The sequence below is a fragment of the Brevibacillus sp. AG genome, from assembly GCF_028369215.1.
GTDB lineage: Bacteria > Bacillota > Bacilli > Brevibacillales > Brevibacillaceae > Brevibacillus > Brevibacillus porteri.
Genome location: NZ_JAQMYO010000021.1, coordinates 1 through 16,220, shown reverse-complemented (window position 1 = coordinate 16,220; position 16,220 = coordinate 1). Strand labels below are relative to the sequence as shown.

18 protein-coding genes are annotated in these 16,220 nt (G+C 41.1%); 10 read left to right on the top strand and 8 right to left on the bottom strand.

Features of this window, described 5'->3' with window-relative positions:
• The first annotated feature begins 1,557 nt into the window (after positions 1-1,557).
• Positions 1,558-1,935 (top strand): PH domain-containing protein, encoded by a 378-nt coding sequence (locus tag POF51_RS30570; RefSeq protein ID WP_069845458.1) that lies wholly within the window; start codon positions 1,558-1,560, stop codon positions 1,933-1,935.
• Between the two features lie 433 nt (positions 1,936-2,368).
• On the opposite strand, the gene POF51_RS30565 is transcribed toward POF51_RS30570, so the two are convergent.
• The gene (locus tag POF51_RS30565) at positions 2,369-2,995 is read right to left on the bottom strand and encodes a flavin reductase family protein (RefSeq protein ID WP_271756699.1); all 627 of its coding nucleotides are present in this window, start codon (positions 2,993-2,995) and stop codon (positions 2,369-2,371) included.
• A 369-nt stretch (positions 2,996-3,364) separates the two neighbouring features.
• On the opposite strand from POF51_RS30565, the gene POF51_RS30560 reads away from it, so the two are divergent.
• Together POF51_RS30560 and POF51_RS30555 are read left to right on the top strand one after the other, a co-directional pair.
• The gene (locus POF51_RS30560) at positions 3,365-4,312 is read left to right on the top strand and encodes an ABC transporter substrate-binding protein (protein WP_271756698.1); all 948 of its coding nucleotides are present in this window, start codon (positions 3,365-3,367) and stop codon (positions 4,310-4,312) included.
• A 173-nt stretch (positions 4,313-4,485) separates the two neighbouring features.
• Positions 4,486-4,698, top strand: a complete 213-nt coding sequence (locus tag POF51_RS30555) for a hypothetical protein (RefSeq protein ID WP_271756697.1) — start codon at positions 4,486-4,488, stop codon at positions 4,696-4,698.
• 6 nt (positions 4,699-4,704) lie between these two features.
• On the opposite strand, the gene POF51_RS30550 is transcribed toward POF51_RS30555, so the two are convergent.
• Positions 4,705-5,223, bottom strand: coding sequence for a hypothetical protein (locus POF51_RS30550; RefSeq protein WP_106836251.1), 519 nt, complete (start codon positions 5,221-5,223; stop codon positions 4,705-4,707).
• Between the two features lie 997 nt (positions 5,224-6,220).
• Entirely contained in the window at positions 6,221-6,625 is a 405-nt protein-coding gene (locus POF51_RS30545) for a hypothetical protein (protein ID WP_271756696.1), read from the bottom strand.
• A gap of 1,021 nt (positions 6,626-7,646) precedes the next feature.
• On the opposite strand from POF51_RS30545, the gene POF51_RS30540 reads away from it, so the two are divergent.
• Positions 7,647-8,129 (top strand): GNAT family N-acetyltransferase, encoded by a 483-nt coding sequence (locus tag POF51_RS30540; protein ID WP_069844715.1) that lies wholly within the window; start codon positions 7,647-7,649, stop codon positions 8,127-8,129.
• A 221-nt stretch (positions 8,130-8,350) separates the two neighbouring features.
• The gene (locus POF51_RS32250) at positions 8,351-8,572 is read left to right on the top strand and encodes a hypothetical protein (RefSeq protein ID WP_069844716.1); all 222 of its coding nucleotides are present in this window, start codon (positions 8,351-8,353) and stop codon (positions 8,570-8,572) included.
• A 475-nt stretch (positions 8,573-9,047) separates the two neighbouring features.
• On the opposite strand, the gene POF51_RS30530 is transcribed toward POF51_RS32250, so the two are convergent.
• From POF51_RS30530 to POF51_RS30520, 3 genes are all read right to left on the bottom strand, one after another.
• On the bottom strand, positions 9,048-9,416 hold the full coding sequence (locus POF51_RS30530; RefSeq protein ID WP_069844717.1) for a hypothetical protein: 369 nt from the start codon (positions 9,414-9,416) through the stop codon (positions 9,048-9,050).
• A gap of 212 nt (positions 9,417-9,628) precedes the next feature.
• A complete protein-coding gene (locus POF51_RS30525) occupies positions 9,629-9,766 on the bottom strand; it encodes a hypothetical protein (protein ID WP_158265767.1) in 138 nt (45 codons plus the stop codon).
• Between the two features lie 535 nt (positions 9,767-10,301).
• Complete coding sequence (locus POF51_RS30520) at positions 10,302-10,613, bottom strand: hypothetical protein (protein ID WP_271756695.1); 312 nt, start codon at positions 10,611-10,613, stop codon at positions 10,302-10,304.
• 145 nt (positions 10,614-10,758) lie between these two features.
• On the opposite strand from POF51_RS30520, the gene POF51_RS30515 reads away from it, so the two are divergent.
• From POF51_RS30515 to POF51_RS30500, 4 genes are all read left to right on the top strand, one after another.
• On the top strand, positions 10,759-11,265 hold the full coding sequence (locus POF51_RS30515; RefSeq protein ID WP_069844719.1) for a TetR/AcrR family transcriptional regulator: 507 nt from the start codon (positions 10,759-10,761) through the stop codon (positions 11,263-11,265).
• Between the two features lie 110 nt (positions 11,266-11,375).
• Positions 11,376-12,341, top strand: coding sequence for an SDR family NAD(P)-dependent oxidoreductase (locus POF51_RS30510; protein ID WP_271756694.1), 966 nt, complete (start codon positions 11,376-11,378; stop codon positions 12,339-12,341).
• Between the two features lie 173 nt (positions 12,342-12,514).
• Positions 12,515-12,859, top strand: coding sequence for an ArsR/SmtB family transcription factor (locus tag POF51_RS30505; RefSeq protein ID WP_017249176.1), 345 nt, complete (start codon positions 12,515-12,517; stop codon positions 12,857-12,859).
• Positions 12,860-12,890: 31 nt separating this feature from the next.
• Complete coding sequence (locus tag POF51_RS30500; RefSeq protein WP_106836244.1) at positions 12,891-13,406, top strand: SRPBCC domain-containing protein; 516 nt, start codon at positions 12,891-12,893, stop codon at positions 13,404-13,406.
• A gap of 63 nt (positions 13,407-13,469) precedes the next feature.
• On the opposite strand, the gene POF51_RS30495 is transcribed toward POF51_RS30500, so the two are convergent.
• Positions 13,470-14,108 (bottom strand): FusB/FusC family EF-G-binding protein, encoded by a 639-nt coding sequence (locus POF51_RS30495; RefSeq protein WP_271756693.1) that lies wholly within the window; start codon positions 14,106-14,108, stop codon positions 13,470-13,472.
• A 156-nt stretch (positions 14,109-14,264) separates the two neighbouring features.
• Positions 14,265-14,528, bottom strand: coding sequence for a CD3324 family protein (locus tag POF51_RS30490; protein ID WP_017249173.1), 264 nt, complete (start codon positions 14,526-14,528; stop codon positions 14,265-14,267).
• Between the two features lie 687 nt (positions 14,529-15,215).
• Here POF51_RS30490 and POF51_RS30485 point away from each other — a divergent pair.
• Positions 15,216-16,106, top strand: a complete 891-nt coding sequence (locus POF51_RS30485; RefSeq protein WP_271756692.1) for a GNAT family N-acetyltransferase — start codon at positions 15,216-15,218, stop codon at positions 16,104-16,106.
• Positions 16,107-16,220 lie beyond the last annotated feature (114 nt).

Here is a 16,220-nt window from a genome sequence, read left to right as displayed (position 1 = left end):
AAAGATATCAATCCCATCACACCATTTTTTGTAATCGAAAAGCTCAGGGTTTTGAATGAGTTGAAATGACCGAGAAACCCATTGTTGGATGTAATAATTTCGATTGGATGATGCTTGCTCTACAAAAAGTCGGACTTCCTCAAGGTGGGTTCTATCTTTTCCTATTCCGACTGCATCACCTACTAAAAGGTATAGACAAGCTAGAAAGACTTTTCGTTTATCCTTTGCTACTTTCGGATTAATTGATAGCAATAAATCATCGTATCAACCGCTTTCTATTAAAATAACCCTATTGTGGAAGATCCGGATAATTACTTCACCGAATAAATTATACTATGCGTGCCCAACTATAAGGGAAAGTGAAGATGAGCGCACAAACGAAACTGTCATTTCTGGAATCGCAGATTGAGAGAAGTCAAAAAGATTGTTGTCGAAGCTTTACGTTTGAATAGGCTGGGAAACAACAAGATCGACTCCCAGCCCATGGTGAAAAACTAGCCAAAGTAAGTAATGATCTGTTCGATTATCCAAGCAATGAAGTATATAGCTTCTAATGCAGCAAGTAAAAAGCTCCCAACAGGGGAGCAAATCCGACATGTCACACAGTTTTCCTTACAAAAAGACGTTCCGCAGTCCTGCCATGACTAAGCCAAACGAGGCAAGGAGTGCGGCGGAAGGCAAGATAATTTCCCTTTCAATCCTACTATTATTACCATTTTGAAGGATGCTTTGACAATCCTTATCTAACAGTATTCCGCCCCTCATGTGAGTTGAGTTGTACGAAACACAAGTCAAGTCCAGGACGCTAAGGACGAATACGACCCAAACGACGGATAGGACGGACCCCTTCTATAGACCAATCACAAATTGGCCTATTATACCAAGTGGCAGCATCACCGCGAGCATAGCGTCCAACATGAAGATTAGGTCCTGTCGAAACGCCTGAAAAGTCTACAGTGCCAAGGAATTGTCCACTTGGGATAAACATCCCTCTCTGTAAAGTGGTAGATGGTCCAACGTGAGCGTACTCAGTATACACTTTCAAATATTCATCACTCCTTTAATAAACTAAGGATACGAAGTTTTTGTATTTTACAGTTTATTACAATTATTTGCGGGTGATGACAGCTACCCTATATGAAGAAAAGGATTTCTTTTTGGACAAGAAGACTCAAGAGATTGAGAGTAGTGTCAAGAGATTACATACTAAATACTCGGGTCCTCGACCTTCAAAATGCCAAATATCTTGCGCCACGCAGTAGGGACCATGTACAGTCCAACTTTGACCAGTCTTTCGTGATGTAAGCAATGTTTCTAGCACTGAACAGAAACACGATCTCCAAATCACAAAATCTTGAAAAAGAAATGCGGGCGGCAGCGATGTGATTTACCCAAAAAACTCCATCAGCAAGTGGAAATTTTTTTTAGGCTTCGTTTCTGTATCTTGAATTTCAATGCAATCACTGCCGCCTTGATGTAATAGTAACCGCTTCAGTAGGAGATTTGAACGATTTGGAGAATATGAACTATCAAACATTCGAATTGGGGGACATTAATGTGGGCTTGTTAGACGGTCTAATGGGTAACGCTTCGGAAGTTAACATTGCAGATGTTCAAAAAGAGTATGCTCAAATCTTAGCGAACAATGAGAGCATAGAAAAGGCGTATAAATTAATACGTGATATGTTCATCTTCACTAACAAGCGGTTAATACTGGTTGATAAGCAAGGCATTACTGGTAGAAAGATAGAGTACCATTCCATTCCTTACAAAAGTATTAGTCATTTTAGCATTGAAACAGCTGGAAATTTTGATTTGGATGCGGAATTAAAAATTTGGGTTTCTGGAAGTGCAGTACCGATCCAAAAACAATTTAACAAGAACTTGAATATTTACCAGATACAGAGCGTGTTGGCCGAGTACATTTTGGATTAGTCTCGCTTGATAAAAAGCCTTCCTTCAAATCGTAGTTATTACTTCCGTCCAATTGCTTATTAGCTTGATTCCATCCTAAAATCATGACATGTTCTTATAAAATGCAAACGAACGTTCTTGTTTTATAGATGAAAACGGAACAATACGGAAAATACCATTCATGGACATTATGAAGGTTATCTACGAGTAAGGAAATATTACGAACGATTTAGCGATATTTATACATGAAATAGCTACCCAATCAAACCGATAAAAGTAATGTAATATGAAATCTAGTGTAGATTCTCTTGGGGATAAGGCGTACGACTTAATCTGTGCAGATGAGTCTGCGCTATTTTTTTGTGGCAAGAGAAGGTATGCATACCTATATATACTTGTAGTAAATATTGAGCTGATAACCTACTATATTGATGACTACTTTTTTATTCACGTATTACTTCTTGTGTACCCCAATTTGCTTAAAGCAATTGGGGATTTTTTTGTATCGAGGTAACCACATGTTTATTTCTCCGATGCTGCTTGAACAGGTAGGGTGCTCAATAGCACCCCAATTGTAGTTCTTCTCGCCAGTCATTAGGATTTGTTCATCAACATGAACACGTATTATCTTTACTTCAATAGTTTTTAAAGAGCTGGGCAGTTCAAAATGATGGACTTGTTCTACCACTGCCTCTAATTGAACCGGGCATTCCGCAACGCGTGGAGGCCGAATCAGGTCCGAAACTTGGGGGGTGAACTTAGCCATTCCGAATTTATCCGGTTCAAATCGGTATCCTACATTAGCCTTGCGCTCCGGGACAGGATTTCGCCCAGTAAGTAGAGCTAGACGGTCCACCGCATGAGCAAGATCAGACGAAGGAAGATTCAAAACACATTCGCGCTCGCGCAACAAATTGGTAACGGTCTGAGATGAGCTACTCATGCCAAGCATGCATGATTGATTCAGCCACCATGCAGAAGACATAGGGGCAAGGTTAACAGAATTGTCCTCATTTAATGTGCTGATAAGTACAACTGGCGTCCCAAAGTAAAGAATTTTTGGTTCAACTACCCTGTGCATAGTCGCGTTCCCTCCACTATGATTCCATCGTCTCAAATAAGAGACCTATCTCAAATTATAATCATGATTCTTTTCGTTATTTTGCTGTTTCATTTCGATAGAACTTTACACACTATTACTTGTGAGAAGGGGAGGGAGTAATCAATAGCTTGGGTGATCTAGAACATTGAATCAGGAAGGTACATCAAGCACAACGTCTAGTTCCCCTATCTGCAACATGGGGCATGCTCTTTTTTTATATACACAAAAAATATAAAAATCATTGACATACACGCTCAAATATGTGATTATCTTCTCTGTCACTTATAATGATAATCATTATCAGGCAAACTTCACACCAAACATCACGTGACAAGGAGAAATGAGCGTATGAAAAAAGGAACACGAATCGTACTGGCCTGCTTGGTTGCAGTAGTCACTGCCGTGTCGGCCGGGTGCGGAAGCAGCCAAACGGCTTCGGAAGCACCCAAAAAGTCTGAGACACGCGTAGTCAAGCATCTGATGGGGGAAGTGACGATCCCAGCGGAACCAAAGCGGATTGCTGACGTATCGGGAGCAGCAGAGGAGCTTTTAATTTTGGGACACAAGCCGGTTGCTACGGCCAATACATACAAGACGAAAATCATGTCCCACGTAGCTGATAAGCTGACAGATGTAAAACCGGTTGGCTGGATGTGGGATGACTCTATCAATTTGGAAGCTGTGGTAGAAACAAAGCCAGACCTGATTATTATGAATAATCGCCAGCAAAAGATGTACGAGCAACTATCCAAAATTGCGCCGACTGTTGTTCTGGAGACAGACATGGACAAATGGCGTGATAAGTTTAAAGAAATCGGTCGCCTGTTTGGACAAGAAGAGGACGTGAACAAATGGCTGGCTGGCTACGACGAGAAGACGAAGGGGATGCGAGAGCAACTCAAGCAAGCGTACGGCGACCAGACCTTTATGTTCCTGGCCGTAACGCCTAAATTGTTCCGCGTGTACGGAAACTATGGTTATGCAGATATCCTGTTCACTGATCTCGGACTGAAGCCAGCAGCCGGAACACCTGCCGATAAAACAATGGAAATGATCGAACTGGAAGGACTGACGAAGTTTCAGCCAGATCATATGTTCCTCGTCAATTTCGGCGGAAAAGCGGATGATGTTTACGCAGAACTGAAAAAAAGCCCAGTATGGAAAAGCAACAAGGCAGTTCAACAAGGCCATCTTTATGAAGTAACCAATGAAACGTTCAACATCAAAGCCTTTGGCCCAATTGGAAAGGAAATGCTCTTAGACGAGATTGATAGCATGTTGCTGAAAAAGCAATAATCATGCGATCGACACAAAAGATGGGGTTGCCCATTCTCCTAGTCACCTTCCTAAAAGCTAATCGAAACCAATAAAGAAGTCGAAGCTGGAGAGAAACGAGATGTTTTTCCCAGCTTCATTGCTTTTAGAACCACGGAACACATGAAAAAGCTGGAATCATCAGCGGGGAATCAATGGACATACATCTCACGGCTATAGTGGAAGCATTCGAGCAGTTCCAGCCACGTCATCTAAATGAAAAGACAGGAAAAGAAAAAGCAAAAAGCAAAAAGCAAAAAGCAAAAAGCAAAAAGCAAAAAGCACCACGAAGGGTGCAATCTGTAACGATTATCTATGTATCTACCGCAAAAGTAAGTGTATGTCATTTCAGAGTACAACAAATATGAACAGTCTTATTTTAGAAGTGCAAAAGATTCATTTAATTTCAAATCACCATACAGTTGGTCAAACAGCTTGCCGTCTTCAGATTGGGAATCAAATGGATTGGATTGTGGAGTTGTATAGACATACACCATGTCAGTTGATTCTGCAATGGATGTCCCTACAGGCGGGCCTTCTTCGCTAGTGAGGCGAGTCCAATCCGTTTTTGTAAAAACGGAGATCATCAGCAGCGTTTCAGAACCTTTTCCATCCTTCGTCGTATAATCGAATTGCACTACATGCTTGGCTGATGGCAGAATTTTGTTTGCATCTACACCTGCATATTGGTTCACCTTGTAATGTCCCTTCCAAGAAGTTGGCGGCTTAAAGCTGAAATTTGCTTGAGGGTTCGTATAAAGGTCAGTTTTTCCGCTTTCCTGCGCAACAGGCTGTGCAGAGTGTTCTACGTTGCCATAGTTAACAGCGAATGTGATGCCGATCGCTATGACGGATGTCAGTATGGTGCCGACGATAATTTTTTTGAAATTCATGTTGATTTCCTCTCTCTTTGTGCAAGGTGTATTGTTGATTGCAAGGTCATTATAAACAAACAACATATGAAGAGCGTTACAGAAAAGTTACATTTTTCTATCCCATAAAATGTTTTTCTGGCATGTAACAGAAGAGAGATTGTGATGAGAGTGAAGAATGATCGGTTTTTAGGTAAATCGGATGTAATAAGCAAAAGGCCCCTGACAAGGGGCATTAAAGGCTACTAATGGGAATAGTTTTATCATTTCCCATTTTTTATTCGAAAAAAAGTAGTTGAATATAACATGCCAGAAACCACCGTTGAGGTGTTTTTTGTTGAGGTTGATTAAAGAAGTCCCACCAAAATAAAGGAAGTGTTGCGGCGGTCGGACGAACTGGTAAAAGTTTTTCGTCCAGTAAGTCGTAGCTCAAAAATCGTGAATCAGCTTCAGTTACTTCCTATTCACGGACCATTGGTATTGATTAAAAAATCGCTCTATCTACTGCCCGAACAGCCTTGGGGAGATAAATTTGAGCCTAACTTAATACTCAATAGGGCACCTGACAAATGTGATCACAAATCCCGTGAGATCTCCAGCGACGGCAACGATCGTAACACTCAACATCTAATCGTACTCTTCTTGAGTCTAGATACGGGAGACATAACGTTTCACAATCTTCATGAGGCGGACTTACACGTCTACATTCGTTCATACATTCTTGAAAGCTTGGAAGAAATTCAACCAATTGACCATTCACTTTCTTGAATCGCTTAGACTTAGATTTTTTCTTTTTCAAGTGGTATCCCCTCCTGATGACGATCTAAGATAGCGTACGAACTCCATTATCCTTTTGATTGGCCAAATATCCCCATGTATCGAAAATGTATGTAGATCAGTATTCAGGAACATCACGGTAGTAGGTTGACATTGACATAATGAGTAGGGAAGAAAAAGCGATGCAAATTGTAATAAAGCCCGTCTTCACAATCAAGACGGGCTAAAATCTATACATGTTTTACTGAATCGTATAAGTAGCTACGATGACATTTTGATCCTCATAGGAATAGGGGGCTTGAAATTGTATGTAGCGATACCAGTCCGCATCAGCCTTAATGATGATTCCTGTCGTACCGCTCCAAATTTGTTTATTTTGAGCATTATACACTGTGTAATTCGCAAAGCTGCCTCTTGGACTAATACGGAGCTCCTGCCCTTTCTTTAGATAAATCGCTTCTTTTGGACTTAACTGCCCAGGTGTAAGGTAGTAATATTTGGTGAATTGTTGTTCTTGTTTTTGTTGCTCCAAGGTGACTCTGTCTGCTTCATCTTGTACTTGAGCATGGGTAGAAGCGGAAGCATATACAGGTGCGCCAGAGAGGAGTAGAGCGAGCATCGAAATAGAGAGAAGCTGTTTTTTCATACCATGTACACTCCTTCGTATCAATTCTGATCAAATTCTAAATACACGAACTAAAGGTAATTATACTCAAATGGAATGAATTGGTAAATATTTACGCATAAAATAACAGAACGCTGCCCATTCATATCTCTTGACCACAATGACACGGATTATCTTGTAACTGGGGTATCTATCCAGAAGGCATTGAAGAAGCTAATTCCTATGTCGAAAGGCGCGGCGTTTCTCTTGTGCCAGTTGGTGCGAGTTTTTTTCATTTCGTGGATGTAGTGAAAACAATAAGAGGAAGGTTTGGCGGCACCTACGAAACACCCTCATTAGTAAAGTACGTTATTAGTATGTTGTCGAAATTGGGTTGATCGGGGACCTTCTCTATGTAGTTCCAAAGTAATCTTTCCGCTGTATGGATATTAAAAATTTCAAACGTTTAGACGTCCAAACAATTACTTGTCCAATTTAGTTCTCAGATTCATGTCGAATCACGGTTGAAGGATCGAATACGAATGAAAAATTCAGTAGCAATATTCATTGAATTAAGAGTATCTAGCACATGGAAGGTTTACCTAATGATAACCAAATAAACAATTAACCGATCGGATTTATCGAAATAGTTAGATAGATATGTAACTTGCAAGAATCTTTTGATAACACCCGCTTATTTGAAAGTAATGTTTGCATATAACACAAAATTTAATACTCCTATTAGGAGCTGAATGCAAAATGAGACAGTAGCGATATATAAAGCTGTTCGACCGACACTTTCATTGGATTACCACCACTTAGTTTTTTATTATTTTACAACATTTGGATTTCGTTAACAAACCATTCGATTTGTAAAGAAGGTGAGTAAATGAAAGGGATTACACTGCAATGCGCAAACTGCGGCAAGTGGTTGGTCAAGGATGGTGAGATCGGGGAACCTAGTGCGGTTAAAGTGGATGTAACGTAACACTGCTTGTGAGAAAGCAGGGGATCGTTTTATGAAAAACGAACTGAGTGTAAAGGTTTTATGGAGGGGTAATAAATGAACTTTCATTTGATGACAATTACAGATGCACAGCAAGTCGCAACTTGGAAATATCCGCAGGAATATTCTTTTTATGATTTTGAAGATAGTCCAGAAACATTTCAGGAGCTATTAGATGGTACCTATTATGCAGTTCGAGATAATCATGGTCAGCTTACGGGCTTCTTCTGTTTTGGGCACAATGCTCAAGTCCCAGAAGGTCGAAAGCAAAACCTTTACAAGGGCGAGAACGTGTTAGATATTGGGCTGGGAATGAAACCAGATTTGACAGGGAAGGGGATAGGCTTTTCGTTTTTAAAGGCTGGAATCGAATTTGCCAAACAGCAATTTGAACCAAAAAATCTGCGTTTAAGTGTTGCTAGCTTTAATAGTAGAGCAATCAAAGTTTATACAAGAACGAGATTTAAAGAAACGGCCTCATTCGTTAACAATGGGACCCCCTTTATCGTGATGACGATGGAAGTGGAGAATCCTGGATAGGCAGCGTACAGAGCATGCCATGTAACATAAGAGAAATTGTGATGAGGCTGTAGAATTTTCGGTTTTAAGGTACGGACGTGAAAGGCGTTAAGCCGCTCGGGGAAAGAACCGGGCGGCTCTTTTGGTGAAATCGTAGGTGATAGAACAGAGTGTCCAAATCTAACCTCTCCACATACTACACTCCTTCTACTAAAGCGTAACGTGAGAGGAGTGGACAAAAGATGGGCTCAAAGCTCAATGATGGCAAAGAGGGAGAAAGAGGGCAGCTTAGCCGCCCAAAACATTGGACAGAAATTAGCAGTCATCACAGCTGCAAGCAACAATTGTTAATAAAACGAAAAGAACCAAAACTAAAGCAAAATTGTCGTCAAAGAATCCCATCGATATCACCCCTTCAAGTGTATGAGGAAGAACCTCAAACTCAAGCTATGCAAATTGAGTAGCTATGTAAGGGCGATATCACAGTAAGTGGAAAATTTGGGCATGTAACAAACAGTTACCTGTCATGTCCAACAGCTCAAAAATGTTAAATCAGCAGGGGGGATATAGGACGAAAAAAGGCTATCCCATAGCCACATTCAGGGCATTTGGGACAGCCTTCTTTGAACTTAGCTAACACTACCAAGGGCATAAGCATCTGCCATGATAAATAATGCATGAGTCTCCGCAAGGCTCGATTGAAGATTTTGAACCTAACTTTTTCAGGAGCTTCTTCAGTATGATCATTCACCTCCTTGGTAGATCTAATTTCCATGTATTACCATCTTATCGTGGGTAAGTGATTATAAGAACATGAATTTTATTTATAAATTGTGTATGGTGTCAGAGTTTCAAGCAGGTTCGAAGGACTTGGAAATAATCTGATGTGATTTCCACACAACCTCAGCCAAACATGGATGTAGTAGTGGAGTATGTGCTCTATGTAAAATTCGGAGATTTACGCTGCATCAAAATCGAAAAGAACATGATCGCTCCAGAACCTAGTAAGCCAATAACACTCATCAGCGTATCATAGGGGTGATACTGATGGGTAAAAACTTGAGCAGTAGAAAGACCCCACAAAAGTGTAGGAATAGACAAAAAGATATGTATTTTTCCGTTAGGCGTGAACCTGACATAGATAAGAGCTACAACGGTAGAAACGAGATAACTGAAAGAGAAAAGGATCGTGTCCCAGGTAGAGATGGTAATTGGAGTATCGCTTGAAAGAAGAGATTTACAGGCCCAAAGAATAAAGAACCAAAAAGCAAAGACCAAACCAATCATCATTTTCAAAAGACTTTTCATGCTTTCTTCTCCCTGCTAAATGCGTTTGTTTATAAAGACGAGGAACACAGAGAAAACGATTCAATAGAAAATGCAAATGAAGCAAGTTCTTTTACACGAATGAAAAAAGAAAAACATCATACCGATAGTTAAACAGTCGGTGCATGATGTTTGATTAAAATAAACGATGTAGAATTCACATGGTTTCTTTTACCTTACTCTTTCATTTGGTGTTAGACGCTATAGGTCGGCCATCCGCAATACCCGTCAGCTTCACATGGTACACGTTGTTCTTTTGCGCTGCTTACTCCAGGAAATGATAGCGAAAGAAATAAAGCAGCAGCAATACCAAACAGAGCAAATTTTTTCATAAATCTTCCCCCTCTTATAGAGTCTTCCGCAATAAAAGACGAACGAAATTAAGATGATAGGTAGACGGAAAAAGACCATCCCTATGCCATGCACATAGCTGTAGGGACGGCCTTTTTAAGTACTATCTAACATTACGCGGGACACATGCAATGTTTTCCTGCTGGTATGCACTCACGAGGGCATGGGCGGATTGAGTTAGCACCTATTTTTTGAAGTAATTTCTTCAACATTGTTATTCACCTCCTAAATTGGAAAAATATAACTTACAATCTAATAATAACACACTCGCACTCTAGTTAACATATTAAACGCAAAAAATTCAGAAAATAAAAATCTGTACTACGAATTTTGATAACAGGGAGCGGAATTTGTTGAATGCTGACTGATAACATAGTCCCCGTGTCTGCGACCAAATACAATATTCCTTCCAAAAATCGCGATAGAAATTGAAGTAAGAAAGTAGCTAAAAGAAACAAGCTGATGTCGATGGAGTTTCGACGTCAGCTTGTTGTTTTGACAACTTATTCTACTTGTTTAGCCAATATACCTGATCAGGTTTCTTGTTCCTGTTGATTGAACCATGATCCAGCCAGGTGGAATAGGGGAGCCTAACATCACCCAAATTTGTTCACCAAATGCAGCGTTTTTGATTTTAGTGGTTTCGTGCTTAGCACCTATTGATTTTGAAGAAGGTTCTTTCCCTTTCCAGTCTTTCTGGGTAGTGTTTGCTGCGAAGGTGATCGGCTTCTCCTGTAAAGGGAGAGTAGCTCCTTGGGCGGCTGTGGCTAAACTTGGTATCGTGACAACAGAGCTTACTGCCAGCATGATAGATCGATAAAAATTCAAATATATACGACTTTATCTAATGTTTGTTAATTTTGCTTTAGGAGATTTTGTCGAGAATCCGTATTACACGTCATTTGAAACCCAACACAAACTGACGTATAATCAGGTATTATTGATGAATCACTAAAAGGGAGGCGATCTTGCAATGACGTCAGTCAATCGTAAAACGGAAATCATTTCTGCAGCCATTGAAGTTTTTGCTGAAATCGGATATTTCCGGGCAACGACAGCGCAAGTTGCAGAGCGTGCAAAGATTTCTCAACCGTATATTTTCAAGTTTTTTTCATCGAAGGAAGCTTTGTTACAAGCAGCCTTGGAGGCGTCGTGGGAGCGGATCATTAACTCTTTCCGTCTCGTTGTGGAGTCCGCATCCAAAGAGCAATTGGAAACAGATTTAATCAAGGCATATGAAAAGATCTTGGCTTCCCATCAAAATGAAATACTTCTTCAAATGCAGTCCCAAACGAATCTAGAGCCTTCGATTCGAGAGGCAATGCGCGAAGGATTTCGGGAGGTTCGACAGATCGTCCTAACAGCTTTTCGTGAAGCGGGCATCGCGAGTCCGGAAGAGAGAACGCTTATTTTCCTTGCAAGAGGAATGCTGTGTAATATTTCAGCAGCTTTAGACATGCCAGAATTGATGGAGGTGTAGAGGGGAAAAATTGCGACAATTAGTTATTGACTAATCACTAACTAAAACGTTATAGTTCAAATTGGTTAGTGATTGATCAATCACAAATAAAACGAGTGGAGATGATCCGAATGAAAAAAGCAATTGTAGTCGGGGCAACAGGCGGAACGGGAGCAGCAATTTTGGCGGAGCTCATCGAGCGAGGGATTGAAACGATTGCTTTTGGGCGTTCTCGACAAAAGCTAGCACAAATGGCGTCAGAGTTGGGTAATCCAGCACATTTGTCACTGGCCGTCGGGGATGCATTCCGGTCCCAAGACATCGTAGCAGCATCGGAGGGAGCGGATGTACTATTCCATTGTGCAAACGTTCCTTATCACGAGATGGTAAATAAGCTGATCCCACTTGGCGAAGCGATCATGGAAGCCTCCAACATGAGAGGTTTGAAGGTTGTTGCGGTAGATGGCATTTATCCATACGGGAAAAAGCAGATGGAACCAGTGACGGAGGAGCATCCAAAGCAACCGCATACGAAGAAAGGGAAAACCAGGTTGGCATTTGAACAGATGCTGTTTAGCAGCCGCTGGAATCATGTGCGAACGATGATTGTCAGATTACCGGATTATTACGGACCTACTGCTAATCAAGCATCGTATTTGGGTTCCACGCTTGAGGCAATTGCGGCTGGAAAACCGGGACTTATCATTGGAAATATGCATGTTCCGCGCGAGTTTGTTTATTTACCGGATGCGGCAAAGATGATTGTAGAGTTGGCCAGCCGAGAGTTTGCTTATGGGCAAAACTGGCACATTCCAGGTGGAGCTATCATTTCCGGTCGAGACATCGTCCGAATCGCTCAAAAAGCAAGCAGCACCGTGAAACCTGTCATTCCTCTTGGGAAAATTGGGTTGTCTTTGTTGGGTATGTTTGTCCCAGTGATGAAGGAGGTTGTTGAGATGCTGTACTTAACAGAAAAACCGTTGATCCTTAGCGGAGAAAAATATAAACGGCTTATTGGACCAATCCCAGCGACGAAGTTCGAGGAGGGTATAACGGCAACGATCCAGCATTTGCAGAATCGTACTTCCATGAAATAAATGATAGCTGTTAGTTATTGATTAATCACTAATAAATAACCTGCCGCAATTCCTGTAAATATTCCTTTACAGGAATATTCTCCTTGGTGTATATTTTGCCTAACAAGATGATCACAATAATGCTGAAGGGGATGAGATGAACGTAGAATCCATCATGTAACGAGGTGAGTGACATGTCAGGGATGAATCCAGGCATGGACATGGCGACGCTAAGTGCTTTAGCTGAACCGAATCGTATAAAAATCGTCGAACTTTTGCGCGACGGTCCTCTAACTGTAGGGGAAATCGCCGAACAACTGGGGCTTCGCCAGCCCCAAGCCTCGAAGCATTTGAAGGTGCTTAGTGACAACGGGATCGTGGATATGAAGGCCGAAGCCAACCGCCGCATTTACAAACTCAGGCCAGAGCCCTTCCAAGCGCTGGATTCTTGGGTGAAGTCATTCCAGCGTGTTATGGAAGAAAGATTCGATAATCTGGAAGACTATTTGCGGGAACTGCAAAACAAGGAAAATACTTGAGATCCATTCAAATGAATGAGGAGGAATTGCTATGTCAAGAAACGCAATGGTTTCACGGGTAGAGAATGAGCGGGTGCTGGTACTGGAGCGTGTATTCGACGCGCCCAGAGATCTCGTGTTCAAGATGTTTAAGGAGCCTGAGCATCTCAAGCGTTGGTGGGGACCGAAAGGCTGGGAACTCCCGGTTTGTAATGTCGATTTCCGACCAGGCGGTGTTTGGCATTACTGCATGAAATGCGTCGATAAGAATCAAGGTGATTTTTACGGCATGGAATCTTGGGGCAAAGGCGTTTATAAGGAAATTGTTGAGTCCGAGAAAATCATCTATACCGATTACTTTTCAGATGCAGAAGGCAACACAAATGATACCATGCCTTCGACAGAGGTTATGATGGAATTCATCGATATGGGTGGCAAGACGAAGTTGGTCAGCCGTTCCGAATATGTATCTGCGGAAGCCCTCAAAACTGTCATGGACATGGGCATGCTAGAGGGCATCACCCAAACGTGGGATCGTTTGGAAGAGAGTCTAAACGAGATCAAGTAAGGGACATATAGGAAAGGCCGCCTGGCATGGAGACCCGGCGGCTGTTTCATTTTCGTTGCAGATTTATTTCACCATCAGCGAGATAAAATCGTTTAACTTATCCAGCGAAATAATATTTTGATTGCACGTCGCACTGTCTTGGCAAATGTAGTTTCCTTTTTTCAAATACGTTCCATCCCCAGAGCCTTTGGCTTCAAGGACGAACATGCCGATTTCCTCAAAGCGATTACAGAGTGCACAAACGCCTTTTTTGTTTACGTTTGTGAACTGTCCGTGAATGCCAATCAGTTTTCCTTCGTGGTAAGCGACAATATATTTCTTTTCCGTGGCAGTGTCTAGCCAGCTTACGTAAGAGATTTCTGAAAAATCGATCTCAGCTAAATTCGAGACTTTTAGCTTCTTTACTTTTGGAAAGAGCTTCTTAATGGAAGACTCTGTGGGAGCAGGGAATGGAATCACATACGGTGAAAGCTGATGCAAAAACTGCTTTCCTTCTGCCTTTTCTTTAATCGAGTCAATCGGATGCAAAACTTCTTTTTGTTCTTTCGTCATGTTCGGGAACAACTGAAAGATTTCTTCATGGGCGATTTCTTTGCGAGCACGAATCACGTTGACATCTGTACTGGTTGCATAGGCGTTCATGATTGCTTGGACGCGTGATTTAATGAAGTGATACTGATGCGTATGGATAAAAGGTTCCATATTGAGGTTCCTCCTGTTTCTTTCTTGTAAGTGGATTCTTCTTTACTTTAGTGTGCTTGCAAGAGAGGAGAAAGGGAGAAGACATTTCGTAAAAAAACTCGCCATAAAAAAACACTGACAACCTGAATAGAAAGGTCGTCAGTGCTTTATAAACGTCTATCTGGTATACACGATTTTTTTAATCGTCTCTGTAGACAAAAAGTATTCTTCCGCTAACTGCGAAATAGCCGTCCCGGCCTGAAAGCTGCTTTTAATAGCCGTATTCCGCTCATCCAGGAGTTTTCTCCCGCCAGTGCGCGTCCCCCATTTTTGATGGGTTACTTTTGTCTTCGGAATATAAATGGTTTCTCCTTGCACGTACTTTTGAATTTCTGCGAGTAACGATTCAGGAAGGATTAAATTTGCTTTCACACATTTCATTTCTGCTCGCTCCTTATTTATAGATAGGCAAATAAGGGGCAAAGCCAAGAAATAGGAAATGAGATACGCAAATGAAGGCGATGATTCGATTAAACGAGAGACCACCTCATGCAAAGTATCGCCTCACTATTTCTAGGCTTTGCATGAGCCGCTGCGGTATGTGGCAAATTGAGAGCATTCGCCATTGGTACACCCCCCTCGAGGTCCGGTTTTCCCTTTGTGTAAGCAAAGGGAGTATTTGTAATTATATAAGAAAATGACTTTTTTGTATAACGATACTTCGCAACGAGGAGAAGAAAAGGATCGCTCATTTACAATTTATTGAAAGTCAAATATAGTAAAAGTACCTAACGTGAAAAGAGGTTTTGATTGAATATGATGAAACTGATAATCGCTAAGTAAAATTCTACGAATTTTATAGGGGAAAAGGTCAAATGAAGGGCGCGCCCTTGGTTTATTTATTGTACCTTTCTTCAAAAGCGATTAGAAGGCATTATATCTCATTCAAACAAATTTCACGTTTGTGCATGATATCTATTCTATTTGGGATAGGTATGTTTATCACAACGATAAATTTGACCATGAGAAGAGAATTCTTCTTGTGGTCTTTTTTATTGGAAAGAAGGGATTGCTGAAAAGGAATGAATGATTACAAACAGCACAAACAACAGAATGGGAGGTTTTTACATGGGTGAATATCGATTGATTAGTAACTACAAGCATATCGAAACATACAAGGAAAGCTTTAATGACCTCGCTATGCAGGTCTTTCAGCTCAATTTTAAAGAATGGTATAACAAGGGCTTTTGGAATGATAACTATGTCTGCTATTCCTATCTGGATGGGGATCAGGTTATTGCCAACGCTTCCGTAAGTAAGATGATCGTGACATCCAATGGTAAAGACTATAAGGTACTTCAGATTGGAACAGTCATGACGCATCCTGCCTATCGCAACCAAGGATTGGCAGCGAAATTGATGAACCATATTCTTGAAACATATGAGAAGGAATACGATTTTATTTTTTTGTATGCCAATGATACCGTGCTCGATTTTTATCCGAAATTTGGATTTGAGAGAGTACAGGAAAGTAGTTTTTGCTTATTGGTATCTGATTTGAAAAAACAAGTAGAACAAAAATCGGTCTTGCGTAAGTTGGATGTTGATAGCGAGGCTGATTATCTCGTCATGAAGGAATTTGCCGCCAAGCGAATCCCCGTATCATCGCGATTGGGCGTCAAGGATAGTGAGCATCTGTTGATGTTTTATTTTCTCCTCGCTTTTCGAGATGCAATCTATTATGTCGAAGAGGAGGATGTGATCGTATTATTTGAACGAGAAGATGACCAACTGCATGTATTTGATTTGGTAAGTAAAAAACCAGTTGATATAGAAGCAGTCATTTCTCATTTGGTGTCGGCTGAGACAACGATCATTCATTTTCACTTTATGCCGGATAGTGAGAATGAGAAGATCCAATCTGCTTTGATGACAACGACGGACGATGTCTTATTTGTTCGTCCCTCGTTCAAAATGGAGACAGAACATTTTCGTTTTCCGCTAACTTCACACGCATAAAAGGTCTAGATCCAAGAGACAAGCCTGGAGCGACTAGGGTGCAGTAGGGGTAGAAGACTATACCGACGCGCATGAGCTCAAACAAAAAACAGTTATTACAAGATAGATGTTGTG